At 42.4% G+C, this 26,519-nt stretch carries 27 protein-coding genes and 1 tRNA gene; 17 read left to right on the plus strand and 11 right to left on the minus strand.

Annotation, left to right across the window (positions count from 1 at the left end; all coding sequences use genetic code 11):
- Positions 1–422: 422 nt before the first annotated feature.
- Positions 423–1,163 (plus strand): L,D-transpeptidase family protein, encoded by a 741-nt coding sequence (locus Xbud_RS01565; protein ID WP_099134407.1) that lies wholly within the window; start codon positions 423–425, stop codon positions 1,161–1,163.
- Here the strand turns inward: Xbud_RS01565 and Xbud_RS01570 are convergent.
- Positions 1,134–1,901, minus strand: coding sequence for a class II glutamine amidotransferase (locus Xbud_RS01570; RefSeq protein WP_099134408.1), 768 nt, complete (start codon positions 1,899–1,901; stop codon positions 1,134–1,136). The genes Xbud_RS01565 and Xbud_RS01570 overlap by 30 nt on opposite strands.
- Before the next feature lie 34 nt (positions 1,902–1,935).
- Positions 1,936–2,517 (minus strand): D-sedoheptulose 7-phosphate isomerase, encoded by a 582-nt coding sequence (gene lpcA, locus Xbud_RS01575; RefSeq protein ID WP_099134409.1) that lies wholly within the window; start codon positions 2,515–2,517, stop codon positions 1,936–1,938.
- A gap of 258 nt (positions 2,518–2,775) precedes the next feature.
- Here lpcA and fadE point away from each other — a divergent pair, with 258 nt between their 5' ends.
- Positions 2,776–5,223 carry an acyl-CoA dehydrogenase FadE gene (gene fadE / locus Xbud_RS01580; RefSeq protein ID WP_099134410.1) on the plus strand — a complete coding sequence of 816 codons (2,448 nt, stop codon included), beginning with the start codon at positions 2,776–2,778 and terminating at the stop codon, positions 5,221–5,223.
- Between the two features lie 72 nt (positions 5,224–5,295).
- Here the strand turns inward: fadE and lysA are convergent, their stop codons facing one another.
- Positions 5,296–6,588: a diaminopimelate decarboxylase gene (gene lysA, locus Xbud_RS01585; RefSeq protein WP_099134411.1), complete on the minus strand. Its 1,293-nt coding sequence runs from the start codon at positions 6,586–6,588 to the stop codon at positions 5,296–5,298.
- 206 nt (positions 6,589–6,794) lie between these two features.
- Here lysA and Xbud_RS01590 point away from each other — a divergent pair, with 206 nt between their 5' ends.
- The gene (locus Xbud_RS01590; protein ID WP_099134412.1) at positions 6,795–7,724 is read left to right on the plus strand and encodes a LysR family transcriptional regulator; all 930 of its coding nucleotides are present in this window, start codon (positions 6,795–6,797) and stop codon (positions 7,722–7,724) included.
- Here the strand turns inward: Xbud_RS01590 and Xbud_RS01595 are convergent.
- Positions 7,701–8,621 carry a LysR family transcriptional regulator gene (locus tag Xbud_RS01595; protein ID WP_099134413.1) on the minus strand — a complete coding sequence of 307 codons (921 nt, stop codon included), beginning with the start codon at positions 8,619–8,621 and terminating at the stop codon, positions 7,701–7,703. The two genes, Xbud_RS01590 and Xbud_RS01595, sit on opposite strands and share 24 nt — an antisense overlap.
- Before the next feature lie 194 nt (positions 8,622–8,815).
- On the opposite strand from Xbud_RS01595, the gene Xbud_RS01600 reads away from it, so the two are divergent.
- Positions 8,816–9,646, plus strand: a complete 831-nt coding sequence (locus Xbud_RS01600) for an MBL fold metallo-hydrolase (protein WP_422645742.1) — start codon at positions 8,816–8,818, stop codon at positions 9,644–9,646.
- Positions 9,647–10,602: 956 nt separating this feature from the next.
- Here the strand turns inward: Xbud_RS01600 and Xbud_RS01605 are convergent.
- Positions 10,603–11,127 carry a prepilin peptidase gene (locus Xbud_RS01605; protein ID WP_244589832.1) on the minus strand — a complete coding sequence of 175 codons (525 nt, stop codon included), beginning with the start codon at positions 11,125–11,127 and terminating at the stop codon, positions 10,603–10,605.
- A gap of 359 nt (positions 11,128–11,486) precedes the next feature.
- Between Xbud_RS01605 and rsmE the strand changes: the two genes are divergently transcribed.
- From rsmE to ruvX, 4 genes are all read left to right on the plus strand, one after another.
- Positions 11,487–12,218, plus strand: coding sequence for a 16S rRNA (uracil(1498)-N(3))-methyltransferase (gene rsmE / locus Xbud_RS01610; protein WP_099134415.1), 732 nt, complete (start codon positions 11,487–11,489; stop codon positions 12,216–12,218).
- Between the two features lie 9 nt (positions 12,219–12,227).
- Complete coding sequence (gene gshB / locus Xbud_RS01615) at positions 12,228–13,187, plus strand: glutathione synthase (RefSeq protein WP_099134416.1); 960 nt, start codon at positions 12,228–12,230, stop codon at positions 13,185–13,187.
- A 110-nt stretch (positions 13,188–13,297) separates the two neighbouring features.
- Entirely contained in the window at positions 13,298–13,861 is a 564-nt protein-coding gene (locus Xbud_RS01620; RefSeq protein WP_099134417.1) for a YqgE/AlgH family protein, read from the plus strand.
- Positions 13,861–14,283 (plus strand): Holliday junction resolvase RuvX, encoded by a 423-nt coding sequence (gene ruvX, locus Xbud_RS01625; RefSeq protein WP_099134418.1) that lies wholly within the window; start codon positions 13,861–13,863, stop codon positions 14,281–14,283. The genes Xbud_RS01620 and ruvX overlap by 1 nt, the downstream gene beginning before the upstream one ends.
- Positions 14,284–14,337: 54 nt before the next feature.
- Here the strand turns inward: ruvX and Xbud_RS01630 are convergent, their stop codons facing one another.
- Positions 14,338–15,354 (minus strand): type IV pilus twitching motility protein PilT, encoded by a 1,017-nt coding sequence (locus Xbud_RS01630; protein WP_099134419.1) that lies wholly within the window; start codon positions 15,352–15,354, stop codon positions 14,338–14,340.
- Between the two features lie 22 nt (positions 15,355–15,376).
- Here Xbud_RS01630 and Xbud_RS01635 point away from each other — a divergent pair, with 22 nt between their 5' ends.
- The 5 genes from Xbud_RS01635 to hemW are packed head-to-tail and all read left to right on the plus strand — an operon-like array spanning position 15,377 to position 19,284.
- Complete coding sequence (locus Xbud_RS01635; RefSeq protein WP_099134420.1) at positions 15,377–16,093, plus strand: YggS family pyridoxal phosphate-dependent enzyme; 717 nt, start codon at positions 15,377–15,379, stop codon at positions 16,091–16,093.
- Positions 16,094–16,120: 27 nt separating this feature from the next.
- The gene (gene proC / locus Xbud_RS01640; protein WP_099134421.1) at positions 16,121–16,942 is read left to right on the plus strand and encodes a pyrroline-5-carboxylate reductase; all 822 of its coding nucleotides are present in this window, start codon (positions 16,121–16,123) and stop codon (positions 16,940–16,942) included.
- 33 nt (positions 16,943–16,975) lie between these two features.
- On the plus strand, positions 16,976–17,539 hold the full coding sequence (locus Xbud_RS01645) for a YggT family protein (protein ID WP_099134422.1): 564 nt from the start codon (positions 16,976–16,978) through the stop codon (positions 17,537–17,539).
- Positions 17,540–17,567: 28 nt separating this feature from the next.
- Positions 17,568–18,161 (plus strand): XTP/dITP diphosphatase, encoded by a 594-nt coding sequence (locus Xbud_RS01650; protein ID WP_099134423.1) that lies wholly within the window; start codon positions 17,568–17,570, stop codon positions 18,159–18,161.
- Positions 18,154–19,284: a radical SAM family heme chaperone HemW gene (hemW, locus tag Xbud_RS01655; RefSeq protein ID WP_099134424.1), complete on the plus strand. Its 1,131-nt coding sequence runs from the start codon at positions 18,154–18,156 to the stop codon at positions 19,282–19,284. Before Xbud_RS01650 ends, hemW begins: the two co-directional genes overlap by 8 nt.
- A 106-nt stretch (positions 19,285–19,390) precedes the next feature.
- Here hemW and Xbud_RS01660 read toward each other — a convergent pair whose 3' ends face one another.
- The 5 genes from Xbud_RS01660 to trmB all read right to left on the minus strand — a co-directional run bounded on the left by Xbud_RS01660 (position 19,391) and on the right by trmB (position 23,328).
- On the minus strand, positions 19,391–20,335 hold the full coding sequence (locus Xbud_RS01660; protein ID WP_099134425.1) for a siderophore ABC transporter substrate-binding protein: 945 nt from the start codon (positions 20,333–20,335) through the stop codon (positions 19,391–19,393).
- A 125-nt stretch (positions 20,336–20,460) separates the two neighbouring features.
- Positions 20,461–21,183, minus strand: coding sequence for a DUF2884 family protein (locus tag Xbud_RS01665; protein ID WP_099134426.1), 723 nt, complete (start codon positions 21,181–21,183; stop codon positions 20,461–20,463).
- A gap of 80 nt (positions 21,184–21,263) precedes the next feature.
- On the minus strand, positions 21,264–22,235 hold the full coding sequence (glsB, locus tag Xbud_RS01670; RefSeq protein WP_099134427.1) for a glutaminase B: 972 nt from the start codon (positions 22,233–22,235) through the stop codon (positions 21,264–21,266).
- Positions 22,236–22,282: 47 nt separating this feature from the next.
- Positions 22,283–22,609 carry a YggL family protein gene (locus Xbud_RS01675; RefSeq protein WP_099134428.1) on the minus strand — a complete coding sequence of 109 codons (327 nt, stop codon included), beginning with the start codon at positions 22,607–22,609 and terminating at the stop codon, positions 22,283–22,285.
- On the minus strand, positions 22,609–23,328 hold the full coding sequence (gene trmB / locus Xbud_RS01680) for a tRNA (guanosine(46)-N7)-methyltransferase TrmB (protein ID WP_099134429.1): 720 nt from the start codon (positions 23,326–23,328) through the stop codon (positions 22,609–22,611). Before trmB ends, Xbud_RS01675 begins: the two co-directional genes overlap by 1 nt.
- 256 nt (positions 23,329–23,584) lie before the next feature.
- On the opposite strand from trmB, the gene mutY reads away from it, so the two are divergent.
- The 4 genes from mutY to Xbud_RS01700 all read left to right on the plus strand — a co-directional run bounded on the left by mutY (position 23,585) and on the right by Xbud_RS01700 (position 26,350).
- Positions 23,585–24,625, plus strand: coding sequence for an A/G-specific adenine glycosylase (gene mutY / locus Xbud_RS01685; RefSeq protein ID WP_099134430.1), 1,041 nt, complete (start codon positions 23,585–23,587; stop codon positions 24,623–24,625).
- Positions 24,626–24,683: 58 nt separating this feature from the next.
- Positions 24,684–24,956, plus strand: coding sequence for an oxidative damage protection protein (locus tag Xbud_RS01690; RefSeq protein ID WP_099134431.1), 273 nt, complete (start codon positions 24,684–24,686; stop codon positions 24,954–24,956).
- Between the two features lie 92 nt (positions 24,957–25,048).
- On the plus strand, positions 25,049–26,122 hold the full coding sequence (mltC, locus tag Xbud_RS01695; protein WP_099134432.1) for a membrane-bound lytic murein transglycosylase MltC: 1,074 nt from the start codon (positions 25,049–25,051) through the stop codon (positions 26,120–26,122).
- Positions 26,123–26,274: 152 nt separating this feature from the next.
- Positions 26,275–26,350: transfer RNA gene (locus Xbud_RS01700), tRNA-Phe, on the plus strand.
- Positions 26,351–26,519: the final 169 nt, after the last annotated feature.

Below are 26,519 nucleotides of genomic sequence, written 5' to 3' on the forward strand. Positions count from 1 at the left end.
CACAAGTTTATCAGTTAAATCATATGCTACAGATCATCCTGCGGAATTCCCCTGGGATAATGCAGCGACTTCAGTAATAAAAAACACGTTGAGTGGCATATGTCTCAAATTATTCATGCCGATAATCGTTACAATATTTTCTTAAGTTTCGCCGACAGCAATTCTAACATTTCCCCCAAACGCTGTCTGATTAATCAAGTGATTTAGCTCAAGCAAATAAAAATAATTTCTCTGCTGAACTGTAAACTACTCGATAAAGCCGAACCTAAGCCTCATTTTTCCCGACAAAGGAGTGCTTTTTGCGCAAGCGATTATTTTATGGGAACCAAATATTGCGGTTATATTTACTCAGCATATTGCCATGACCTGATAACCTTAAACTCAGTATTTCATTAATTTATTAACTTTTAGGTAGCAATGTTATGAAAGAAAAATTTATTTATTTCTCACTTATCTTACTTCTTACCAATATGCCAATTTTTACTCTGGCTAAAGGCGCATTATCAAGGAATAATTCATTAAGTGGACACTTACCATTAAAACAGCTCGGCTCTGAGATCTTCATTCAAATATTCAAAGAAGACAAAGTTCTTGAACTCTATACCAAAAGCAACACCGGACAATATCAATTAACCCAACGATATCCTGTTTGCAATTACTCCGGTGGTCTTGGCCCCAAGACATTGACCGGTGATTTCAAAAGCCCGGAAGGTTTTTACCTCGTCAACCTTAAACAGTTAAAGCCGGATAGCAGCTATTATCGGGCCATTAATTTGGGCTTTCCTAACAAATTTGATAAATACCGAGGTTATTCTGGTAAGAATTTAATGATCCATGGTGAATGTAAATCCATTGGCTGCTATGCCATGACTAATCGTTATATGGATGAGATATATCGATATGCGGAAAGTGCACTCCATCATGGGCAACGTGAAATCAAGATTAATATTTACCCTTTCAGGATGACGCCATCAAATATGAGACGTCATCACAATAACGCTAATTACTCATTTTGGGAACAGTTACAGCCTGCCTATGAATATTTTGTCAAAAACAGCACACCCGCTACAGTCAATATCATCAGAGGACAATATATTGTTAGCGTGGCACCTCCACCTGCTCGGCAAAATCAATCAGAATATGCGTTCACCAAGGTGAAATAAAACATAGCTCCCCGACTCAATTTTATTCCAGGTTTCGTTATGCGTTAAAGGCTGAGTTGCGATCACTGATACCACATCATCAGGGTGGGTATGTTGCTGAAAATCAATTTCAATATCCTGATCAAGTAATGTCGCCTTACCGAAAGGTGACCGACGGGTAATCCAATGCAATTGTGTCGAACAATAGGCCATCATAAATTTCCCGTCAGATAACAGCATATTGAACACCCCCTTTTCCCTGAGTGCATCTGCCAATGATGCAATAAAACGGAACACCGCAGACCAGTTAGCAGGTCGCTTAGGATATTTGATTGATAATTGGTGCAATATCCAACAAAATGCCCGCTCACTGTCAGTTTCACCAACCGGACGATAATTTCCCGTTTTCAGGTTACGGTATCCTTTCAATTGACCATTGTGAGCGTAAGTCCAGTGTCTGCCCCACAACTCACGTGTAAACGGATGGGTATTGACCAGAGATACATTGCCGCGGTTGGCCTGACGAATATGGGCAATAATGGCCTCTGATTTGATCGGATAACCCTGAATAAAGCGGGCAACAGGTGAATGACAACAGGGTTGATGATCTTTGAAAGTTCGGTAGCCCAACCCTTGATAGAAAGTAATTCCCCAACCGTCCCTATGAGGGCCGGTATTCCCGCCACGCTGGATCAGGCCACTCAAACTGAAAACAATATCCGTTGGTACATTGGCATTCATGCCAAGTAATTCACACATTGCCTACCTCTAACCTGCTCCTGACAATCTGTAATCAGACTCTTATCATTTCTTTCTCAATTAACTGAATCAAAATATGGATCACTTTGATGTGAATTTCCTGGATGCGATCTGCATAACCGAAATGCGGTACACGAATTTCAACATCTGCGGTTCCTGCCATTTTGCCGCCATCTTTACCAGTCAGCGTAATGACTTTCATCCCTTTTACGCGGGCAGCTTCAATTGCCTTAATAATATTACCGGAATTGCCTGAAGTCGAAATTCCGAGCAAAACGTCACCCTTCTGACCAACGGCCTCAATATAACGGGAAAACACATAATCATAGCCAAAATCATTGCTAACACAGGATAAATGACTGGGATCAGAAATAGCGATACCAGGATATCCCGGACGATTTTCGCGATAACGGCCTGTCAATTCTTCCGCAAAATGCATAGCATCACAATGTGAACCGCCATTACCGCACGAAAGCACTTTTCCTCCCGCCTTAAATGAATCAGCCAACAAAACGGCTGCTTTTTGAATGGCCTCAATATTTGTATTATCGTTGAGGAAATTAGCCAGCGTCTCTGCGGCTTCGGATAGCTCACTGCGGATCAGATCTTGATACATGGGACTCATACTCCTGAAAGGAAAGGTCTTCGGGATTAATAACAACAGTTACCCAGTGTAACGGATTCCCCCCCCTGAAAGAAGATACCATCACATCTCTAAAAAATTCCCCTACCAAAAACTTCAATGACTTTGTGAGCTAGATTGTAATTAAGATGTAAATGTATTGATAAATGTCTTTTCCTCAACTAAAAAAGAAGGACATCACAACAGGTCAGACCTCTGACGACTCAACCTGAGATTTACAGGAGTTTTACTATGACCCTCCTCAGCATTATTTTGTTTTTAGTCTTGATTGGTGGGCTTTGTTACCGCAAAGTCAGCCTGACTGTCAGCAGCTTACTGCTTATTGCCTATACATTCATCATGGGTGTTACGGGTCTTTGGAGCTACTGGTTGCTGTTACCACTCGCTATTATCCTGTTCCCTCTTGTCTTCACTCCAACTCGTATCTCTCTATTCTCTGCTCTTGGTTTGAAAGCATTCCGCAAAGTTATGCCAAGTATGTCCAGTACAGAGAAAGAAGCAATTGATGCTGGTACAACATGGTGGGAAGGTGATCTGTTCCGCGGTAACCCTGACTGGAATAAATTGCATAACTATCCAAAACCACAGTTAACCGCTGAAGAACAAGCATTCATTGATGGCCCTGTGGAAGAAGCCTGCCGTATGGCAAATGATTTCCAAATCAGCCATGAATTAGCTGATTTACCTCCAGAGCTTTGGGCCTATCTGAAAGAACACCGTTTCTTTGCCATGATCATCAAAAAAGAATACGGCGGTCTGGAATTCTCAGCTTATGCTCAATCACAAGTGCTGCAAAAACTGGCAGGTGTCTCCGGTATTCTGGCGATAACTGTTGGTGTGCCTAATTCATTGGGGCCTGGTGAATTGTTGCAACACTATGGTACAGATGAGCAGAAAAAACATTACCTTCCCGGCCTCGCCCGTGGTGAAGAGATCCCTTGTTTTGCTTTGACCAGCCCGGAAGCAGGCTCAGATGCAGGGGCAATTCCTGATACTGGTGTCGTCTGTATGGGCGAATGGCAAGGCGAACAAGTGCTCGGTATGCGCCTGAACTGGAACAAGCGTTATATTACCCTTGCTCCTATCGCAACTGTATTGGGCCTGGCATTCAAACTGTATGACCCGGATCACTTATTGGGTGAGACTGAATCATTGGGTATAACCTGTGCCCTGATCCCAACAAACACCCCTGGTGTTGAAATCGGTCATCGTCATTTCCCTCTGAATATTCCATTCCAGAATGGGCCAACCCGCGGTAAAGATATTTTCGTTCCTATCGATTACATCATTGGTGGGCCGAAAATGGCAGGACAAGGCTGGCGTATGCTGGTTGAATGTCTGTCTGTTGGTCGTGGTATTACCCTGCCATCCAATGCAACCGGCGGACTGAAAAGCGCAGCTATGGCTATCGGTGCTTACTCTTATATTCGCCGTCAATTCAAACTGCCTATCGGCAAAATGGAAGGTATTGAAGAGCCACTGGCCCGCATCGCAGGTAACTCTTACCTGATGGATGCTGCGGCAACAATGATCACAAGCGGCATTATGCTGGGCGAAAAACCTGCCGTTCTGTCTGCTATCGTGAAATATCACTGTACCCACAGAGGCCAGCGTTCCATTATTGATGCAATGGATATTGCTGGTGGTAAAGGTATCTGCCTCGGCCCATCCAACTTCCTGGCTCGTGGTTATCAGGGTGCACCTATCGCCATTACCGTAGAAGGTGCAAACATTCTGACCCGCAGCATGATTATCTTTGGTCAAGGTGCAATCCGCTGCCATCCTTATGTTCTGGCTGAAATAGCCGCAGCAGAAAACAATGATGTTAAAGCGTTTGATAAAGCATTGTTCGGTCACTTAGGACACGTTGCCAGCAATACATTGCGCAGCCTGTGGTTAGGTATTACCAATGGCAGAACCAGCAATACCCCAGTCAATGATGCAACGCGTCGTTACTATCAGCACATCAATCGACTGAGTGCAAACCTTGCCTTAATGTCTGATGTTGCCATGGGGGTATTGGGCGGGAGTTTGAAACGCCGTGAACGTATCTCTGCCCGTTTAGGAGATATTCTGAGTCAACTTTTCCTGGCAACAGCGACCTTAAAACGTTACGAAGATGAAGGTCGCCAAAAAGAAGATTTACCACTGGTTCAATGGGCTGTAGAAGATGCCTTGTATCAGGCAGAACAAGCCCTGAACGATTTGCTGCGTAACTTCCCAAATCGCCTGGTTGCCGGTTTAATGCGAGTTATCATCTTCCCGTTTGGTCGCTCACATACTGCACCATCCGATAAATTGGATCACAAACTGGCACAGATATTACAAACACCTTCCGCAACTCGTGACCGGGTTGGTCGTGGGCAATATCTGACACCAAGTGAGCATAATCCTCATGGATTACTGGAAGAAGCACTGCATGACATTATTGCCTCAGAGCCTATTCACACTCGCCTGAGCCGTGAAGCAGGTAAAAATCTGAGTTTCACACGTCTGGATCAGTTGGCTGAAAAAGCATTAGCGGATAATAAGATCACTAAGGAAGAAGCTGATATCCTGAAACGTGCAGAAGTCAGCAGACTGCGTTCAATCAATGTTGATGAATTTGAAGCAGATGCATTTGCTGTCCCCAATGCAACAAAAAAGTCTAAAAATCAGCAACAGACTAAAGCAGCCTGATGCTGGAATGGTACAGATAATAAATAAGTAATGAGAAAAATATGGGGGCTTTATGCCCCCGTATTTTTACATTTATTCCAATGACAACAATTCTTGTATTGTCTGCCGACGTCGAATTAAACGAGGTTCACCATCAACAAACAATACTTCAGGGATCAGAGGCCGACTATTATAATTTGAGGACATAGATGCACCGTAAGCACCTGTATCATGGAAAATCAGATAATCACCGACAGCAACATTAGGCAACATACGGGGAATAACCTCCCCTCCTTCCAACTGAGTAAAGACATCTCCCGATTCGCATAATGGCCCTGCCACCAACGTCTCCTGTAAGTTTGTCCTCTCGCTGCTCTTACCTTCACTATTTTGCCCATTTCCAGATAACTCATTTTCAGACAACACAGAAATATGGTGATAACTGCCATACATTGCTGGACGCATCAAATCATTGAAACCTGCATCTGCCAGCACATAATGGCGACTTCCCATCGACTTTACCGCCCGTACTTCTGCCATCAAAATCCCTGCTTCGGCGACCAAAAAACGGCCGGGTTCAATTTCCAGCTCAATATGATGCCCCAAATGCTGCTCAATACGTTGGCGTGCTTCATGCCATAAACTGTAATAATGGCCAGTATTTACAACTTCTTCACCGATTTTATAGGGGATGGATAACCCTCCTCCTGCTGAAATGGCCTGAATATCCACCTCGCACAATACAACCTGCTCCACCATAGCATTACAGACATTAGCGAGATGTTGATAATCAACTCCTGAACCAATATGCATATGCAAACCTATCAGGTTCAGTTTATATTGACGAACTTTCTCAAGTGCTAAAGGTAGATCCTGAAACCAGATCCCATGCTTACTATTTTCACCGCCGGTATTCGTTTTCTGGCTATGACCATGACCGAATCCCGGATTGATGCGCAGCCAAACCGAATGGCCTGACTGACGCTGACCAATCTGCTCCAGCATATCGATAGAGCCTGCATTAACGGGTATATCTAACTCAATTACACGATCCAACGTCTCTTCATTAATCAGATCAGCAGTGAATACGATTTCAGATTTATCACGTCCTGGCTGAAATCCGGCATGAAGCGCACGTTCAATTTCTCCTAATGACACCGAATCCACTTTGACGCCTTGCTTCCTCATCAAACGCAGAATATGGGTATTGGAACAGGCTTTTTGTGCAAAACGAATAACATCAAACTTATTTAATTGATTGATTTTATTGATAATGATAGCGCTGTCATAGATCCACAGTGGTGTTCCATAAACAGTGGACAAGCTAAGGAGGTTCTCTGGTGTAAAATTATTGCCGAAAGAAACGGTAAGAGTTGGTTTTGTCATTGGGGTTTTCTCATATCAGCAGATGCTTCATTATTGACACCAATAAGACAGGAATAAAAATATCCTTTTTACTATCACCTATTCATCTACGATATCGTTTTGCTTTCTTTTTAAACGCATTATTATATGGTATCCAATTTATATGACTCCCAATATAGATAATTACCTGACGTGAGACAGCAAACCAAATAAAAAGGGGGAAGATTATGCACGCCTGTTCATGGCGACATATAGAGATTTTTCATGCAGTCATGACCACCAAGAATCTGACTGATGCAGCGGTTTTATTGAAAACCTCACAACCAACGGTGAGCCGTGAACTAGCACGCTTTGAACAATTGCTGAAATTTAAGTTGTTTGATCGGATAAAAGGGCGTTTATTCCCAACGACACAAGGAATAAGACTATTTGAAGAGGTACAGCGCTCCTATTACGGACTGGAAAGAATACTCAATACGGCAGATTGTATCCGCCAGTTTGAATATGCCCAACTATCCATTACCTGTTTGCCAGTATTCTCCCAATCCTTATTGCCTAAAGCCTGTCATAGCTTTATCCAATCCTACCCTGATGCGCAACTAACAATCATTCCACAAGAATCTCCACTACTGGAAGAATGGCTTTCAGCACAACGCCACGATCTCGGTTTGACTGAACATATGCAGACACCCGCAGGAACTGAACGTGAAACTTTGATGACATTGAACGAAGTTTGTGTTTTGCCTGCCAACCATCCACTCACGCAAAAATCGCGACTAGAACCAGAAGATTTTCATGGACAGCCGTTTATCAGCCTTTCTATTACAGATAGCTACAGGCAACTGATTGATGCGATATTTAATAAGCATCAGGTTTCACGCAAGATGATTATGGAAACCCACAGTGCGGCATCAGTATGTGCCATGATCAGTGAAGGTATTGGTGTATCGATTATTAACCCGCTGACGGCACTGGATTATCTGGATAAAAATGCCGGGTTCTGCATACGACCATTCAGTATCGAAATTCCGTTCACAGTCAGCTTAATTAAACCTATTCACCGCCCATCTTCAGAACCCGTCGAAATATTCATTGCTCATCTAAAACAGCAGGCTGAGCTATTTCCACAAAAATTAGCATTTGCTTTTCAACATTAATTGTTGCCAGTCGGGAGAAGATGCAAACCACTCAACCAGAAAATCCAACAATGCCCGCAAAGTAGCGGGCATATTTTGACGACTAACATAAATACCGTAAATTCCCATTGCCTGAGGTTGGTAATCAGGTAATAGATCAATCAACTGGCCGGATTTTAAGTAAGATGAAACGGAATAATAAGGTTGCATAGTGATACCAGCTCCTTGCAATGTGGCTTCCATAAGTACCGTTGATTCATTGGCACTTAACGTACCACTGACAGGAACTGAATACTGCTGATGCTGTTTTTCGAACAGCCATAAGCTTTTACCAAAAAAGTTATATGTCAAACAATTATGTTCTGCCAGATCGGCGGGTTTTTGCGGGATTATTTTCCCATCTAAATAAGAAGGAGCGGCACAAACAACAGAATGGCAAGTCGATAGCGGGCGAGCAATCAAATTTGGCTCCAGATTATTGGTAATGCGGATTGCTAAATCAATACGTTCTTCGACTAGTTTAATGACTTTATTATTGATTTGCAGATTAACAGCGACATGAGGATACTTCCGCATAAATTCAGGAATCGCCACAGACAGAGCGCTGATTCCCAACGATTGAGAACAACCTACCCTTAATAATCCTTTCAGGGTATGAGCCTCTGCCGATTGCTGAGCCGGCATCGCTTCCGCTAACTTCATTAATTTAAGGCTACGCTGATAAGCCTGCTCTCCCGCTGAAGTCAGACTTATTTTGCGCGTTGTGCGATGCAGAAGACGAACTTCTGCCCAGCTTTCCATTTCAGATAGATAACGTGACACCATTGCCCGTGACATATCAAGTCGTTCTGCTGCTGCACTCAAACTGCCTTGTTCAACAATTGTGACAAAAACCTGTGCTGCGGTGATCCTGTCCATCTTGTCTCTGTATCTCCATGTTGATTAGCTCGATATATGCAACAAATAGTTGCCAGTTATGGGATTTTTAAATCGAAATATGCAATTTATGATACGAGTGATTCAAGCAAATAAGCATTTTTGTATATAGGAATTCGATTATGGCTCATAAAACAATACGAAATACCGTTCTGGCTGCAACACTCTCTCTGGGAATGGGGACATTCGCTCAAGCTGCCGATCTTAAGTTAGATGTCTACAATCCGGGCGAAGCCGGCATCTTCCCAGTCTCTTCTGAAATCATCAGTGGCAAACATGAAGTTGTACTGATCGATGCACAATTCAAAAAAAGCGACGCTCAAGAACTGGTCAAAATGATCCAACAGACCGGTAAAAAACTAACAACGATCTACATCAGCCAGTCTGATCCTGATTTTTATTTCGGCCTTGATGTGATCACTGAAGCTTTCCCTGATGCCAAAGTGATCGCCTCACCTGAAACGATTAAAGCTATCAAAGAAACCAAAGATGGTAAACTGGCCTATTGGGGTGGCATCTTACAAGATCAAGCACCCGAAAAAATTATTGTTCCTAAACCATTGAAAGAAAAAACCTTTACTGTAGATGGTGAAAAACTGATTGTTGAAGGTTTAAATGGCCCTGCCGCAGACCGCACTTTCGTATGGATCCCGAAATTAAAAGCAGTTGTTGGTGGTGTAACTGTTTCTGACAACATCCATGTATGGATTGCTGATACTCAGACTAAATTATCGCGCCAGCACTGGATGCAGACATTAGAGCGAATCAAAAGCTTAAAACCTGAAACTGTGGTTCCCGGTCATTATTTGGGGAATTCATCAATGACATTGGAATCAGTAAATTTTACCCAAAATTATCTGACAACACTGGAAAAAGAATTACCAAAAGCAAAAGATTCAGAAGCATTAATTTCAGCCATGAAAAAACATTACCCAAACCTTGCTGATGAATCCAGTCTTGAGTTAAGTGCCAAAGTATTGAAAGGCGAAATGAAATGGCCTCAATAAATTAAAAATATGGGTGTTACGAAAAGTAGCACCCATATTTTATTAGAACAGAAAGCCCTAAAATAAGTACTTTCATCCAACATAAAACTCAAAATATCTCACACTACAATTATAAAACTTAAAAGACTAACGAATAAAATAAACGCTCTCAACCATTCTGCCCAACCACTCTAACAAAAAATAAAGTATCAGAACAAATTAGTGATAACATTTATTTAAAAACTTCCTTTAATGCTTTATATTTATCACTATACAAAACTTAACAAGATAATAGGAAAAACAACAAAAAAACCTATTAGATGAACATAAAATAGCCTTAATTAATATGACATTTATCTCCCTTTTAAGTTCTAAAATAATTAATTAATTTAAGTTGTGATCAATAGGCCATAATTAAATAAATCCGCTTGAATAAAAATCTCACTTTTTTTAAATTTGGTGTCGGCGGAGAGATAAGCAAACAACCTAAGATAATTAGATGCTTTTAACATCTAGATTATGCAAAGTGACCTGCTTAAAGCCAACTAGATGCTTCTAACGTCTAGCGCATGCAAGATGAGCTGCCTACACCCACTAGATGCTTCCAACGTCTAGCGTATGCAGGATAGCTGCCCAAGCCTACTGGATGCTTTTAACATCCATTGTATGCAAAAAGCAGTTGAGTACATTAGATGCTTTTAACATCTACCATGTGCGTAATGTGTACACTAGGTTCAAATCTTGCTCTCTCCGCCACTTTTTATTTCCCCACAGCCTGTCATTGCCATCAATCAAGTTCAATAGGCTGTCCGGCAGAAATATTCTTTGCATTCGGCAACCATAACCTTCCCCACATACCACTACAGTGACAAGCATAAACATGTTGTATCTTTTCTTTTTTTGATGTACTCCCTGATGTTTAAAAGGGGAAGCATCATGTTTAGATTTGCTGTGATAATTATCTAAAATTACTAAAGCTAAATCACGTTAGCTCCATGAAAATTAAAAACCATCAAAAGTATGGCAGAAAAACAGAGATAAGGCCCAAAAGCGATAAATTCAGGGTAGCTTTTTCTTTTCAGCCAAATCATAACAAACCCTAATAGACCAGATAATGAAGCCAGCAACATCAACACGGGTATCATATCTACACCAATCCATGCACCAATTGCGGCAGTCAACTTTAAATCGCCGTAACCTATCCCCTCTTTCTTCAATGTATACCGACAAAGCCAATATAATATCCATAAAAATAAATACCCTGATATGGCGCCATATATCGCACTCTTTATTGGAACTACTTCATTATTACTATTAAGTACCAATCCAAGCCATAATAAAGGTTGAGTGAGCATATCTGGTAGCTGATAAGTTTTTATATCGATAACTGCTAATAAAAACAAAACGATGCAGAAAAATAAAATTATTATTTCATTCATACTGACTAAATTATTGGACCATTCATTTTTCTCATCCATGAAAATGTTCAATATAGTTTCCATAAAATAACATCCCTGTTATTCCCGACGTCTTTCAAGTTGCAGCTTTTTGACTACATCTTGAAATCCACAGGGCATACCGATATCCCTTATTTATTCTCTGATATTAATCAGAACACGGTGAATACTAAATTCCCGTTCAGCTCATTGGCAATAGGAAATCCATTAAAACAGTCATAATGAAATAAATATGCGAGCCAACTCGCAACTATACATCGGGTTTCTTTTAGTCTGAGAGATAGCTTGATCATGCAATCAGCGCTCATTTATCATGGCGATAAATCAACTTTATGATATAGCGTTAGGCTATATCTGAACTATCTGGAAAGGAACTATCCGGAAAAAAGAAGGAAAGAAAAAATATGCGAATTCCCCGCATCTATCATCCTGAGTCACTCATTGTAGGAACCGTAATCAACCTGAGTGATGATGCTACCAATCATGTTGGCCGTGTGCTCAGAATGAATAGTGGACAACAATTGCAACTCTTTGATGGTAGCAATCAGATTTTTGATACAGAAATTACTGAAGCCAGTAAAAAAGCAGTCAAAGTGCGCATCCTTGCAGGCAAATTGTCTAACTGCGAATCACCATTGGATCTGCATCTGGGGCAAGTCATGTCCCGTGGTGAAAAAATGGAATTCACAATTCAAAAATCCGTTGAATTAGGCGTTAATACTATTACGCCATTACTTTCTGAACGCTGTGGTGTGAAACTGGATGCAGAAAGGCTGGAAAAAAAATTACAGCAATGGAGAAAAATCGTAATTTCTGCCTGTGAGCAATGCGGACGCAATCAGATCCCTGAGATCCGTCCGGTTATGTCACTCGAAGCATGGTGTACAGAAAACGATAGCAGCCTAAAATTAAATTTACATCCCCGTGCCAGCCAAAGTATCAATACACTGCCATTACCAGTGAAAAAAGTTCGTCTGTTGATTGGCCCAGAAGGGGGATTATCCGCCGAAGAAATAGAAATGACGGCAAATCACCAATTTACTGATATCCTGTTAGGCCCTCGCGTCCTGCGGACAGAGACGACGGCACTCACTGCAATTACAGCATTACAAGTGCGTTTTGGTGATCTGGGTTAAGGAGAAAGAATGATCAAGCTCGGTATAGTGATGGATCCAATCTCATCCATCAAAATTAAGAAAGACACTAGTTTTGCCATGCTGCTGGAAGCACAGAAACGCGGATGGGAAATCCATTACATGGAGATGAATGACCTCTATCTGCATCAGGGAGAAGGTCGTGCACGAACCCGTTTACTTACAGTGGAGGAGAACCCTCAACAGTGGTATCAGTTTGGCAGCGAACAGGATATTGCCCTTGATACACTGCATGTTATCCTGATGCGCAAAGACCCTCCTTTTGATACTGAATATATTTACGCTACTTATATTCTGGAAAGAGCTGAAGCCAAAGGCAGCCTGATCGTCAACAAACCACAGAGCCTGCGTGACTGTAATGAAAAACTGTTTACCGCATGGTTCCCCGAATTGACACCAGATACTCTGGTAACACGCAACGCAAAAACTCTGCGTGAATTTCACCAAAAACATGGTGATGTTATCTTTAAACCACTAGATGGTATGGGCGGCGCTTCCATTTTCCGCCTGAAGCAAGATGATCCGAATATCGGTGTGATTATTGAAACCCTGACCGAACATGGTAGTCGCTTCTGTATGGCACAAAATTTTCTGCCAGCCATTAAGGATGGAGATAAACGTGTACTGGTTGTTGATGGCGAGCCAGTGCCTTACTGCTTGGCTCGTATCCCAGCCCAGGGTGAAACCCGTGGTAACCTTGCAGCAGGCGGGCGTGGAGAAGCTCGTCCACTGTCAGAAAGTGACTGGGCTATCGCACGCGCAGTCGCTCCTGTCTTAAAAGCGAAAGGTTTAATTTTCGTTGGGCTTGATATCATTGGTGACCGTTTAACTGAAATCAACGTTACCAGCCCAACTTGTGTACGTGAAATAGAAGCCGCTTTTCCTGAAATCTCCATTACAGGCATGTTAATGGATTCGATTGAAAAACGATTGGAAAAACAGACAGTATAATAGGTTAGACAGCTTCCATTGCCTGACAGCATTTGCCATTTATCATGTGAGCCCACATACTGTGTGGGCCAACCCATTCGTACATTGTAAAAATAACTATCAGAAAGCACATGAATCTACAGCATCATTTTCTCATCGCTATGCCTTCGCTCACAGATCCTTATTTCAATCGTTCTGTAGTTTATATCTGCGAACATGATCAAAACGGGGCAATGGGGTTAATTATTAATAAACCGATAGCTCAGATTTCTATTCAAGGGATCTTGAAGAAGTTGGGTATCGCCCCCGAAGACAGAGACGATAATATCAATCTGAATAAGCCTGTAATGGCTGGCGGCCCACTGTCTGAAGAGCATGGTTTTATTTTACACACACCACAACCCGGCTTCAGTTCCAGCATCCAAATCTCTAATGAAACGATGGTTACCACTTCCAAAGATATGTTGGAAGCACTAGGTACACCACGCCAACCGAAAAATGTTTTAATGACTCTTGGATACTCAAGTTGGGAAAAAGGCCAACTGGAAAAAGAAATTATGGAAAATAGCTGGCTTACCGTCAGTGCAGAAGCCTCCATTATTTTCAATACCCCTGTTACCGACCGCTGGCGTGAAGCCGCATCCTTATTGGGAATTAAGATCCACAATCTCGCATTACAAGCAGGACATGCCTGATGAAAAATCGCACAGTGATTGCATTCGATTTTGGTACTCGTAGTATTGGTGCAGCTATCGGGCAGGAAATAACCAGCACAGCCAGAGCATTAGATTCTTTCAAAGCAAAAGAAGGTTCTCCCAATTGGGATATGATTGAAAAGCTCCTCAAAGAGTGGCAACCCGATTTGGTCATTGTTGGCCTGCCACTCAATATGGATGGTACAGAGCAACTGGTTACAGCACAGGCACGCAAATTTGCTAACCGTTTACACGGTCGTTTTGGCATCCAGGTTGAGCTACACGATGAACGCCTAACCACGGTAGAAGCACGATCTCACCTGTTTGATCATGGTGGATATCGCGCTCTTGATAAAGGCAAAGTTGATTCCGCTTCTGCTGTCGTCATTCTGGAAAGCTGGTTTGAGCGACAGTATTCATAGCCAAAAACAGCGATCACTGTGAATTCTGGTCATGATGAATTTTCCATCATGCCATTATTCCACTAGCAACCCCGACGATTTGCGCTGTTGGCGGCTTTGCTCGTAAGTTTGCATACCGCAGGCAGATCCTGTCTGCATTAATGTTGCTATCTGGTGATTTTTTCCTTCCCTGATCAAATGGCTGACTGCCTGGTTGACGACTAGAACTTCATAAATAGCCACCCTGCCTCCGTTTTTAGCAGGAAGCAATTGTTGGGCAATGACCGCCTTTAAACTACCCGCCAGTTGACTGCATATCCATCCCTTTTCGTCAGCAGAAAAAACATCCACCAGACGATCTATGGCCTGAATTGCCCCACGAGTATGTAGTGTTGACAGAACCAAGTGTCCGGTTTCAGCGGCTGTCAATGCTAATCGGATCGTTTCCTTATCGCGCAATTCCCCTAGCAAGATCACATCAGGATCTTGCCGTAATGCCCCTTTTAATGCAGTTTGATAATCCGGCACATCTTTCCCGATTTGCCTTTGCTGTATTAAACAGTTTCGGCTGCGGTGTACAAATTCTATCGGATCTTCCAACGTGACAATGTGTTTTCTGACGTGATTGTTGAGAGCATTAATCATCGCTGACAATGTCGTCGATTTACCGCTTCCGGTTGCTCCTGTCACTAATATCAAGCCATTTTCTGTCAGATTGTTTTCTTCCTGTATAATAAGGCGTTGGATAACCTCTGGAGCATATAGTTGTTCCAACGTCGGGCACTTATCAGGAATTAACCGTAGCACCAATGAAATATGATCTTGTTGATAGAATAGATTTCCCCTTAGCCGCCGTTTATCCGACATTTCTAAGACAAGATCGACATGCCCGACTATCTGTAACTGTTGCTGCTGTTCTTCGGACAATACTGCTTTGCTCCATGCCATGATGAAGTTACCATCAATTTCTGATAGTTGTGTTTGTGGATACAACATATCATTGATGCGCAAAATTGGTACTTGCCCGACACAAAGATGCAGATCGGAAGCATTATGCTTTACACTAAGGGCCACTAATTTTTCCATATTCATTTTTTAATCTCCTGAGTTTCTTATGCACAATATCGAACAAAATCTTCACGATGTCAGGAACCACATCATCCTTGCGGCTCAAAAATGCGGACGCTCTCCAGAAGAAATTACGTTACTTGCAGTCAGTAAAACCAAACCTGTGGAAGCTATCGCAAAAGCTATAGCTACAGGCCAACGGGAATTTGGTGAGAATTACGTTCAGGAAGGTATTGAAAAAATTCAACAGCTTGCTAACCACGACGATTTAGTGTGGCACTTTATCGGCCCTTTGCAGTCTAATAAAAGCCGTCTGGTAGCCGAACATTTTGACTGGTGTCATACCATTGACCGTTTGAAAATCGCCCAGCGCTTGAGCGAACAACGACCTAAAAGCATGGCCCCACTGAATGTCCTGATCCAAATTAATATCAGTGGGGAAAGCAGTAAATCAGGTATTCTTTTGGAAGAACTGGAGGAACTGGCAGCAATTATCAACTCCCTGCCTAATCTGGTATTGCGTGGTTTGATGGCTATCCCTGCACCAGAAAGTGATTCTGAACGACAAACAGACGTTTTTCGCCAAATGGAACAAGCGTTTATTAAATTAAAGGCACAATATCCACAAATAGATACACTTTCTATGGGAATGACTGATGATATGGCAGCAGCTATAGCTTGTGGCTCAACTTTAGTACGCATTGGAACAGCAATTTTCGGTGCCCGCCAATATAGCTCTGCCAAATTAACTGAACAAAATTAACCAGATAATATTCGAGGCAATTTCTTCATGGAAAATAAAAAAATCACCTTTATCGGCGCTGGAAATATGGCTCATGCCATCATCGCCAGATTGGTCAAAAAAGGTTATCCTGCCGAACTTATCACTGTCTGCTCACCAAGTACGACTCGCCGTGATGTTTTGGTTGAAAAGTATGGCATTAACAGCCAAAGTGATAATATTCGCTATGCCCAAGAGGCAGATGTTATTGTGTTAGCAGTTAAGCCTCAAATGATGAAAGAAGTTTGTGGCCCCTTGCGTTCACAGGTAAATCTCGACCAAAAACTCGTTCTTTCCATTGCTGCCGGTATTCCTGTTTCCCGCTTTTACTCATTTCTGCAAGATAATCTCAATATTATCCGTATTATGCCAAATACCCCTGCTCTGATTGGACAAGGGATCAGCGGAATGTTCGCTCCTGAACAGGTCAGCGAGTCTGATCGCCAATTTGCTGAATCATTGATGAATAGTGTCGGTAAAGTCTGCTGGGTGGAGGATGAGGATCGTATCAACAGTATTATTGCGGTTGCAGGAAGTGCCCCGGCTTATTTCTTCCTGTTTATGGAATCGATGCAACAGGAAGCTGAACGTCTGGGCTTCGACAGCCAGACAGCCAGAGAACTTGTCCTGCAAACGGCCATTGGTTCAGCTAAACTTGCTGAATCACAAGCAGAACTTCCTTTTTCTCTCCTGCGCGAACAGGTAACATCTAAAGGGGGAACAACCGCCGAAGCATTACGTATTTTTTACGAAGGCGATCTGCCGGAAATTGTATCCCAAGCCATGCAGGGAGCAATCCGCCGGGCACAAAAAATGGAAAAATTATTTTAAATCAATCAAATATAATTTAATCAGGGCTGTTACATGCAATTCTTAAACTTTCTCCTTTTTACGGTTCTGGACTTATATATCGCAGTTTTACTGCTTCGGGTCTGGATGCAATGGGCGCGTTGCGATTTTTATAATCCATTCTCACAATTTATCGTCAAAATCACCCAATTTGTGGTACGCCCATTGCGTAGAGTCATCCCCGCTATTGGTCCCATTGATACAGCATCAGTTGTTTTAGCTTACTTGCTTGTCCTTATCAAAATGTTACTACCTTTCTGGTTAGCAGCAGGACAATTCTTACTGCCTTCTGCCATGATATTCCTGATCGGGCTAATCGAACTGCTTACCGCTGCCGGAAAATTGGTATTTTGGCTTGTCATCGTCCGTGCATTATTGAGTTGGATCAGCCAGGGACGTAATCCTGTTGATTATGTTCTGTTCCAACTGACAGAACCACTGATGGCGCCGATCCGTCGAATTATCCCTGCAATGGGAGGGATCGATTTCTCAGCCATGATTGTTATATTGATCCTGTATGCGCTAAATGCTCTCCGATATGATGTTTTGGCGTGGTTAGTTCCGACCTTAATTGGTTAATAAATAATAAGTTAATTGGATAATAACAATGCAGAAAGTTGTTCTCGCAACGGGAAATGCTGGCAAAGTACGTGAACTGGCCGATTTGCTGGCTGACTTTGGTTTAGCTATCGTAGCCCAAACTGAATTGGACGTGGACTCGGCGGATGAAACAGGTCTGACCTTTATTGAAAATGCTATCATCAAAGCTCGCCATGCCGCGGCTGTCACAGGTTTACCCGCTATTGCTGACGATTCAGGGCTATCAGTCAATGCGTTAGATGGTGCTCCGGGCATCTACTCGGCCCGTTATGCGGGAACAGATGCTTCCGATCAAGATAATCTGGAAAAATTGCTAGAAGCTATGCGCGATGTTCCTGATGAACAACGCCAAGCACAATTTAATTGTGTTCTGGTCTATTTACGTCATGCAGAAGATCCAACACCCCTGGTTTTCCACGGTCGCTGGTCTGGTGTTATCACCCAGGAGCCTGCTGGAAGTGGTGGTTTTGGTTATGATCCCATTTTTTATGTACCAGAATTTGGCTGTACAGCAGCAGAGCTGAGTCGTGAGCAAAAAAATGCTGTTTCACATCGTGGGCAAGCCTTAAAAATGCTGTTGGAAGCTATGCGTAATGCTTAAATTACCACCACTTAGTCTCTATATTCATATTCCCTGGTGTGTACAGAAGTGCCCTTATTGTGATTTCAATTCACATGCGTTAAAGGGGGATGTACCACATCAGGAATATGTCGAACATCTACTGGCTGATTTACGTAATGACCTGCCGATGGTTGATGGTCGTGAGATATCGACGATATTTATCGGCGGTGGTACACCCAGCTTACTAAGCGCTGTAGGGATGCAACGATTGCTTGATGGAGTCAGAGATTCACTGCCACTTTCCCCACAAGCAGAAATTACAATGGAAGCTAATCCGGGAACCGTTGAAGCTGATCGTTTCAGTGCCTATCAACAAGCGGGTATTAACCGGATTTCAATAGGGGTACAGAGCTTTGGCTCTGATAAACTGATCCGTTTAGGACGTATCCACGGCCCGGAAGAAGCTAAACGGGCGGCACGATTAGCGGATGGGCTTGGATTACGTAGTTTCAATCTGGACTTGATGCACGGTTTGCCTAACCAGACATTGGATGAAGCGCTGAACGATTTGTGCCAGGCCATTGAACTTTCTCCCCCCCATCTGTCCTGGTATCAGTTGACGATTGAACCCAATACCAGTTTCGGTTCCCGCCCACCAATTTTGCCAGATGATGATGCACTATGGGATATCTTCTCTCAAGGTCACCAATTATTAACATCGGCAGGCTATCAGCAGTATGAAACATCAGCATATGCCAAACCCGGCTATCAATGTCAGCATAATCTCAATTACTGGCGTTTTGGCGATTACTTGGGAATTGGCTGTGGTGCGCATGGAAAGATCTCGTTTGCTGATGGGCATATCTTGCGTACAGTGAAAACCAAACATCCGCGCGGCTATATGCAGGGGCGTTATTTGGATCAACAAAATCAGGTGGATAATGAAGATCGTCCATTTGAATTTTTCATGAACCGTTTTCGTCTGCTGGAAGCAATGCCACGGCAAGATTTCAGCCATTTTACTGGATTACCAGAAAACGCTATCCGTCCACAAATTGATAAGGCGCTGGCGAAAAGCTATATCACTGAAAGCGATACACACTGGCAAATTACTAAACACGGCAAATTATTCCTAAATTCACTGTTGGAATTGTTCCTGTAGAAAACTGTTCTTGCAGAAAACCATTCTGGTAAAAATAAGGCTGCACCTGAAACCAAAGGAGCAGCCTTATTTGATCATGTAAGAGAAAATAGATTAGTGTGTATAATTACAACGCATCAGCAACAGCATTAACCTGACGTGTCAAACTATCTAACCCACCACCAGACAGATACCATAAATCAGATTGCAGATAGACTATTTTGCTATTTTTATAAGCATTCGTTGATTTCACCTGTTCAGTTTCAAACTGAGATTTTGTCAGTTCCCCTGCCCCAATCGCTTTACTGCGATCGATAATAAAAATCACATCAGGATTTGCCTGCGCAATCATTTCTGGTGTAACAACTCGGCTCTTATCGTTATCTGATTTAGGCGGCAATTCTGCACGTTGTGTTTTTATCACATTGTAAACAATTGCTTGATTATTCGGATATAATTCACCAGCATTGTGCAATAAAACCAGTGCCTTACTATTTGACGATTTTGCTTTTTTCTGCGCTACCGCAATGGTTTTCTCCAAATCAGCCAAATGAGTTTTCACGGCATCCTGTTTATTAAATAATTCACCTAATAATTTAATGTTACTTTCCACGGATGGCAGGTAGTTTTTACTGTCCGTACTTAAATCTACAGTCGGTGCAATTTTTGATAAACGATCATAAAAAGATCTCTGACGCCCAGTTATAACAATCAAATCCGGTTTGATTTCAGCCATTCTTTCCAAATCCGGTGATTTCATTCCTCCGGCATCATACATATTTTCAGATATGCTACTGCGCACATACTCAGGCAAGCTTTCCTCAGGCAATGCAATAACACGTTCAGCTAACCCTAACTTTGCCATGGAATCGTAAGTACCAAAATCAAATAAGACCACTCTTTCAGGGCTTTTTTTGACCTTAGTTTCACCGGAAAGATGTTTTATTGTGACATACTCACCAGACTGAGCTATTACTGAATTTGGCGTAAATGTTTCGGATTGCTGGCTAAATGCGGAATGACTAGTGACAGAGAACAATGAGGCTAAAACAATTGGCAGGATCTTTTTCATTGTGGCACCTGAATTAATCATGTGAATAAAGAAGTGATTTGCATTCTAGGGGCCAAACATAGGATGTCAATCAAATAAGAATCAATTTCATATTGATTCTTATTTGATATAGAGCGTATTGTGATTTAGTTAATGTAATTCAAAAGGTTGGTACGTAACTGTTCCAGCTTATCAGCTTTATTACACACCTCTCCTCTAAAGCGTTTCAGCTCTTTTTCCTGTTTTTTCCATTCTGCGTCAAAGTCATTTTGTGCACCTCCCAATCCACCAAGGAGAGACATTAACATCTGTTTGCCGTCACCATTCTGATTACTCGTCTTACGGCTCATTTCATTAATACTGTCCTGCAAAATACCGCCTAAACTCTGTTGGATAAGGTTCTGCCCTTCCGTTTCTACCTGTTTGACTGCCTGATAATTAAAGGTAATACCATTGGGGCGGGTTTCCAGTACCTTATCAATTTGCTTATTCAGGCCAGATTCCAATTGGCTCAAGCGGACACGAATATTGCTATCCTTTCCCATTGTTTCAGCAACAACTTGATCCAGTGCCTGACGCGCGCCTGCCAAATGACTTAAAGCCGCCTTCTTCACCCAGGGTAAATCCTGACGGACAAGCTGCTGATACTGTTTCGCTTTGCTACGTTGATCAGCATTCAGCGACAATGCCTTATCATTGCGAAACACAGAGCCATCAGGCAGAATTTTCAGGTTGCCATTTTCACCAATCATCTGGACAGATTCTGGTGTAACAATAATGTCATCTTTAAGTGTTGTCCGGCATTCTGAACCCGCTTGTACCTGAGCAACAAATAACAGCGATGCAGCCATCACAATTTTTCGTAACATATATTCTCCTGGTATCCTCGGCTTTGCGATCCCTTACTCATCATCATGGGGCTTCCGCAATTATCTGCTAAGGTTTCAAATTAAAAAATAGAACGCCCGATACGTCCGGCTAATTTTTCCAGCGCTGCGCAACCTGCCAAAGAGTTGCCCGAACGATCCAGTTCAGGAGCCCACACCGTGACAGTGAATTCCCCCGGAACCACACAGACAATTCCTCCGCCAACACCCGATTTTCCGGGCATACCGATCCTGAAAGCAAATTCACCTGAACCATCATACATACCGCACGTCAACATAAGGGCATTAATCTGTCTAGTTTGTCGGAGACTTAAAATTTGCTGACCGGAATCTATCATTCGCCCTTGGTTAGCCAAGTAAATAAAACACTGAGATAACTCAACACAATTCATTTTCAGGGCGCAGTACTGAAAATAAGTTTTCAGAACAGTGAGCACATCATTTTCAAAATTACTGAATGACTTCATCAAGTAAGCAATTGCGGCATTACGGCTGGAGTGTTCCATCTCTGAGCGGGCAACAATATCATCATAGCCAATAACTTTTTGCCCTGTGAGGCTGCGTACAAACTCCAGCATTCTACGCTTAGGCGCACTCAAACGTGATTGCAGCATGTCACAGATAACTAATGCTCCTGCATTAATAAAAGGATTACGGGGAATACCTTTTTCCAATTCCAACTGCACTAATGAGTTAAATGGTTGTCCCGAAGGCTCTGTACCTACCCGTTGCCAGATGTCTTCTTCCTTATAACGTGTCATTGCCAATGTCAGACTTAACACCTTGGAAATGGATTGGATGGAGAAACGTTTTTCTGCATCTCCTGCTTTAAAAACCTGCCCATCAACCGTACAAATAGCCATCCCAAAATTATTTACCGGAACTTCTGCCAGAGCGGGAATGTAATCTGCTACTTTTCCTTGGCCAATCAAAGGGCGTACTTCATCTAAGATATCTGCCAATAACGAATTAGAGAACCTTACCTTCACCACTTTTTCTCCAGACAAAAAAGGGCTCACAAGGAGCCCCTGCATACAGCGTTGTTAATTGTGTAAAACGCGATTTTTAATGCAACAGCAAATCAATCCCACCACACATCAAATAGTTCTGATGTAACAACCCCTTCCATACCACAATCTTTCAACCAGTTAGCAACCAGCTGACGATGTTCTTCCGTACATTTACCGATTTTCTGCAAGCAGATCATTCCTTCCCACTGCAAATAACCGCTGGCATCCAGAGCAAGGCCATTTGGCTCGATTAGCTCTTCAATCAAAGCAGCAACTGTGCTATCTACAACCTCAACTGAGGTATTGGCTGGGAAGTTCCACTTTACTGAAAAACCCAATTCCTGAAACTCATCAATACGCAGTTTTTTACGCAGACGACGACTACGATTTTTAGCCATTATTTTACCCTCTCGAACATTAGATCCCATACACCATGCCCTAAACGATGACCACGCACCTCGAATTTAGTAACAGGGCGTGAATCAGGGCGTGGTACAAAATCACCACTTTCCGATATGTTGCGATACCCTTCAGCTTCGCTCATAACTTCTAACATATGTTCAGCATATGGCTGCCAGTCCGTCGTCATATGGAATACACCGCCAATTTTCAGTTTTCTTCTGATCAGTTGAGCAAAACCAGGCTGCACAATTCGACGTTTGTTATGACGGGCTTTATGCCATGGATCAGGGAAGAACAACTGAACCATTTCCAGACTTTGTTCCGGGATCATATTTTCCAGCACTTCAATAGCATCGTGACACATCACACGCAGATTGCTAAGATTTTCATCTTGTGCGGAAGCCAGACACGCACCGACTCCCGGAGCATGAACCTCGATCCCGAAAAAATTTTTCTCTGGGTTCTGATTTGCCATCATGACCAGAGAAGCCCCCATACCAAAACCAATTTCCAACACAATAGGGGCAGCACGACCAAACAGTTCTGCCATATCATGCAATTCTGGCTGATAATCTACTCCCATCTTCGGCCACACATTATCAAGTGCTTGCTGCTGACGACTCGTTAACCGTCCCTGCCGACGCACAAAACTGCGGACACGGCGCAAAGCCCTGCCATCTTCATCATATTCCGGTGAAATTACGTTATTTATCATGGTACTGTCTATTGGTACTTTCTATCAGTTTTAAAGGTATTTGCTCAGGCGTCTGAGGCGTTATGTACCGCAGGATTGCCCAAAGAGAGCGCAATTATGCAAAGATGGCTGAGTTTATCAAGTTCGATGCCTGTAAGCACAACTTTAATGTTAAATTGTGTGGCGCTTCGAAACAAAGTTCGGGTTTACACTGAGGTTACACTATGTTGCAATCCTGTTCACGAAACTATTATCAGATATAAAGACAATTATTCTAATGATGGAAGCAGAGCAATTTTCACAAGCAGTACTTGAATGGTATCACCGTTATGGTCGCAAGACATTACCGTGGCAGTTAGAAAAAACATCCTATCACGTCTGGCTCTCAGAAGTGATGCTGCAACAAACACAGGTCGCGACAGTTATACCCTATTTCCAGAAGTTTATTTCACGTTTCCCTGATGTGGCATCACTGGCAGCAGCACCATTGGATGAAGTTCTGCATTTATGGACTGGCTTGGGGTACTACGCACGAGCCCGTAATTTGCACAAAGCGGCTCAACAAATTGTTGAACGGCATCATGGAAAACTCCCGACTACTTTTGATGACGTCGTTGCTCTGCCCGGTGTCGGCCGCTCTACCGCAGGTGCCATCCTTTCGCTTTCTCAAGGAAAACACTTTCCTATCCTTGATGGCAATGTTAAGCGCGTTCTGGCTCGCTGCTATGCCGTTGATGGTTGGCCGGGAAAAAAAGAGGTGGAAAACCAATTATGGGATATCAGTACCCGCGTTACTCCCAACCTGAATGTTGAATATTTTAATCAGGCGATGATGGATTTGGGAGCGATGGTATGCACCCGTAGTAAACCCAAATGTGAAATTTGCCCTCTCAATGCAGGCTGCATCGCTTATGCCAACCACAGCTGGGCAAACTATCCGGGGAAAAAACCGAAACAGAGTATTCCTGAAAAAACAGCTTACTTTTTATTGATGCAGCATGGCGATACAGTTTGGTTAGAACAACGCCCACTATCCGGCATCTGGGGCGGACTATTTGCATTCCCGCAATTTACTGATGCAACTTCACTGGAACTGTGGCTGAAAGCATCGGGTATTTCTCATAACAAGCCTGAACAGTTAACAGCATTTCGCCACACATTCAGCCATTTTCATCTGGATATCGTCCCCATTAAAATTGATATTTTATCTTTTGATTCCTGCATGGATGAAAGTAAAGGACTTTGGTATAACTTACGCCAGCCAGCAACGATTGGATTAGCTGCACCCGTTGAGTACCTTTTGCAGCAGTTGGGCTAAACTTTGCCCCACTATTTTTTGCTCCATTCCATTATTTTGAGGATTAAGAGGATTTAGCATGAGCAGAACTATTTTTTGTACTTTTTTGCAACGAGAAGCAGAAAGCCAAGATTTTCAGTTATATCCAGGGGAACTGGGAAAACGTATTTTCAATGAAATTTCTAAAGAGGCATGGCAACAATGGATGAGCAAACAAACCATGCTGATTAATGAAAAGAAATTAAACACTATGAACCCAGAAGATCGCAAATTACTTGAACAAGAAATGGTGAAATTTCTGTTTGAAGGGAAAGATATTCAAATTGACGGTTACACTCCGCCAGAAAGATAATCTTTAACATCTATTATTTATTGGGTGAAACTAGGATCTAAAAATCACCCAATAAATGAGAATTTACCCTATATACCCAACGGCATCATAAAATGAAAAGACTGCTGGCACTACTTCTGCTCACCCCACTTCTAATTTCCTGTTCTAGTAAACAAGATATTGAATACAAAGAAGAGTATATAAAAGATACTAATGGCTTTGATATCTTAATGGGGCAATTCGCTCATGACATTGAAAATATCTGGGGATTACAAGAAGTTTTAATCGCTGGCCCTAAAGATTACGTAAAATATACAGATCAATATAAAACCCGCAGCCATATTAATTTTGAAGCGGGGACGATCACTATTGAAACAATATCTCCTATTGATCCTACTGAATATTTACGCAGGGCGATTGTAACAACATTGTTGATGGGGGATGATCCAGGTTCTATCGATCTTTATTCTGATTCTAATGATATCGAGATTAGCAAAGAACCATTTCTATATGGACAAGTTTTGGATAACACGGGTGAACCAATTCGTTGGGAATGGAGAGCAAACCATTTTGCCAATTACCTGCTCCAGAATAAATTACAGAAACGTCAATCAGGGCTACATGTAATTTGGTCTGTCACCATGCAGTTAGTTCCTAACCATCTGGACAAACGAGCTCATAAATATCTGTCAATGGTTCGCAAAGCATCTATTAAATATGGTGTTGATGAATCGCTAATCCTTGCCATTATGCAAACAGAATCCAGTTTTAACCCTTACGCCGTCAGCCATGCCGATGCACTGGGATTAATGCAGGTCGTTCAACATACTGCCGGAAAGGATGTATTCAAGATGCAGGGTAAATCTGGTCAACCAAGCCGCAATTATCTTTTTGATCCTGCAAATAACATTGATGCGGGCACCGCCTATCTGGCGATATTACAGAGTATCTATTTAGGTGAAATCCAAAATGCAACCTCTCGTCGCTATGCGGTTATCACAGCATATAACGGTGGTGCGGGCAGTGTATTAAGGGTATTTTCCAGTGATAAGAAGAAAGCTGCTCAAATAATCAACTCAATGGCTTCGGGCGATGTTTATGAGACACTGACAAATAAACATCCATCGGCTGAATCACGCCGTTATTTGATGAAAGTAAATAATGCACAGAAAAGCTATCGTCGATAATTAATCACCACAAACAAAGGGTGGAAAGGAATTTGTCTTTCCGCCCTTTGTTTATATTTATAACTAATTGAGCAAATTGGAAGCACTTAAATAAATTTATGCAGAAAGTCATTGACGAATTGGGCTTAATACGGTTTAATGCGTCCCCGTTAGCCCGGATAGCTCAGTCGGTAGAGCAGGGGATTGAAAATCCCCGTGTCGGTGGTTCGATTCCGCCTCCGGGCACCAAGATTTTAAAGCTAATTTGTTGAATCTTATCAGATAATTAACAAATAAGTTAAAATTTAGGGCTGTTAATTCAATGTTAAACAATTGATCGCACTAGTCTGCATACTCAATGTTAAAAAAGCCGTAAATAAAGAATACAGGGTGCCTGCATTTGCAAGCACTCTTTTCT

The organism is Xenorhabdus budapestensis (assembly GCF_002632465.1).
In the GTDB taxonomy this organism is placed as follows: Bacteria; Pseudomonadota; Gammaproteobacteria; order Enterobacterales; family Enterobacteriaceae; genus Xenorhabdus; species Xenorhabdus budapestensis.

What these genes read in the sequence shown, in the direction of transcription:
- Xbud_RS01565 (WP_099134407.1), top strand. Translation starts at nt 423, where the DNA reads ATGAAAGAAAAATTTATTTATTTCTCACTTATCTTACTTCTTACCAAT.
- Xbud_RS01570 (WP_099134408.1), bottom strand. Translation starts at nt 1,901, where the DNA reads ATGTGTGAATTACTTGGCATGAATGCCAATGTACCAACGGATATTGTT.
- lpcA (WP_099134409.1), bottom strand. Translation starts at nt 2,517, where the DNA reads ATGTATCAAGATCTGATCCGCAGTGAGCTATCCGAAGCCGCAGAGACG.
- fadE (WP_099134410.1), top strand. Translation starts at nt 2,776, where the DNA reads ATGACCCTCCTCAGCATTATTTTGTTTTTAGTCTTGATTGGTGGGCTT.
- lysA (WP_099134411.1), bottom strand. Translation starts at nt 6,588, where the DNA reads ATGACAAAACCAACTCTTACCGTTTCTTTCGGCAATAATTTTACACCA.
- Xbud_RS01590 (WP_099134412.1), top strand. Translation starts at nt 6,795, where the DNA reads ATGCACGCCTGTTCATGGCGACATATAGAGATTTTTCATGCAGTCATG.
- Xbud_RS01595 (WP_099134413.1), bottom strand. Translation starts at nt 8,621, where the DNA reads ATGGACAGGATCACCGCAGCACAGGTTTTTGTCACAATTGTTGAACAA.
- Xbud_RS01600 (WP_422645742.1), top strand. Translation starts at nt 8,816, where the DNA reads ATGGGGACATTCGCTCAAGCTGCCGATCTTAAGTTAGATGTCTACAAT.
- Xbud_RS01605 (WP_244589832.1), bottom strand. Translation starts at nt 11,127, where the DNA reads ATGGAAACTATATTGAACATTTTCATGGATGAGAAAAATGAATGGTCC.
- rsmE (WP_099134415.1), top strand. Translation starts at nt 11,487, where the DNA reads ATGCGAATTCCCCGCATCTATCATCCTGAGTCACTCATTGTAGGAACC.
- gshB (WP_099134416.1), top strand. Translation starts at nt 12,228, where the DNA reads ATGATCAAGCTCGGTATAGTGATGGATCCAATCTCATCCATCAAAATT.
- Xbud_RS01620 (WP_099134417.1), top strand. Translation starts at nt 13,298, where the DNA reads ATGAATCTACAGCATCATTTTCTCATCGCTATGCCTTCGCTCACAGAT.
- ruvX (WP_099134418.1), top strand. Translation starts at nt 13,861, where the DNA reads ATGAAAAATCGCACAGTGATTGCATTCGATTTTGGTACTCGTAGTATT.
- Xbud_RS01630 (WP_099134419.1), bottom strand. Translation starts at nt 15,354, where the DNA reads ATGAATATGGAAAAATTAGTGGCCCTTAGTGTAAAGCATAATGCTTCC.
- Xbud_RS01635 (WP_099134420.1), top strand. Translation starts at nt 15,377, where the DNA reads ATGCACAATATCGAACAAAATCTTCACGATGTCAGGAACCACATCATC.
- proC (WP_099134421.1), top strand. Translation starts at nt 16,121, where the DNA reads ATGGAAAATAAAAAAATCACCTTTATCGGCGCTGGAAATATGGCTCAT.
- Xbud_RS01645 (WP_099134422.1), top strand. Translation starts at nt 16,976, where the DNA reads ATGCAATTCTTAAACTTTCTCCTTTTTACGGTTCTGGACTTATATATC.
- Xbud_RS01650 (WP_099134423.1), top strand. Translation starts at nt 17,568, where the DNA reads ATGCAGAAAGTTGTTCTCGCAACGGGAAATGCTGGCAAAGTACGTGAA.
- hemW (WP_099134424.1), top strand. Translation starts at nt 18,154, where the DNA reads ATGCTTAAATTACCACCACTTAGTCTCTATATTCATATTCCCTGGTGT.
- Xbud_RS01660 (WP_099134425.1), bottom strand. Translation starts at nt 20,335, where the DNA reads ATGAAAAAGATCCTGCCAATTGTTTTAGCCTCATTGTTCTCTGTCACT.
- Xbud_RS01665 (WP_099134426.1), bottom strand. Translation starts at nt 21,183, where the DNA reads ATGTTACGAAAAATTGTGATGGCTGCATCGCTGTTATTTGTTGCTCAG.
- glsB (WP_099134427.1), bottom strand. Translation starts at nt 22,235, where the DNA reads ATGCAGGGGCTCCTTGTGAGCCCTTTTTTGTCTGGAGAAAAAGTGGTG.
- Xbud_RS01675 (WP_099134428.1), bottom strand. Translation starts at nt 22,609, where the DNA reads ATGGCTAAAAATCGTAGTCGTCGTCTGCGTAAAAAACTGCGTATTGAT.
- trmB (WP_099134429.1), bottom strand. Translation starts at nt 23,328, where the DNA reads ATGATAAATAACGTAATTTCACCGGAATATGATGAAGATGGCAGGGCT.
- mutY (WP_099134430.1), top strand. Translation starts at nt 23,585, where the DNA reads ATGATGGAAGCAGAGCAATTTTCACAAGCAGTACTTGAATGGTATCAC.
- Xbud_RS01690 (WP_099134431.1), top strand. Translation starts at nt 24,684, where the DNA reads ATGAGCAGAACTATTTTTTGTACTTTTTTGCAACGAGAAGCAGAAAGC.
- mltC (WP_099134432.1), top strand. Translation starts at nt 25,049, where the DNA reads ATGAAAAGACTGCTGGCACTACTTCTGCTCACCCCACTTCTAATTTCC.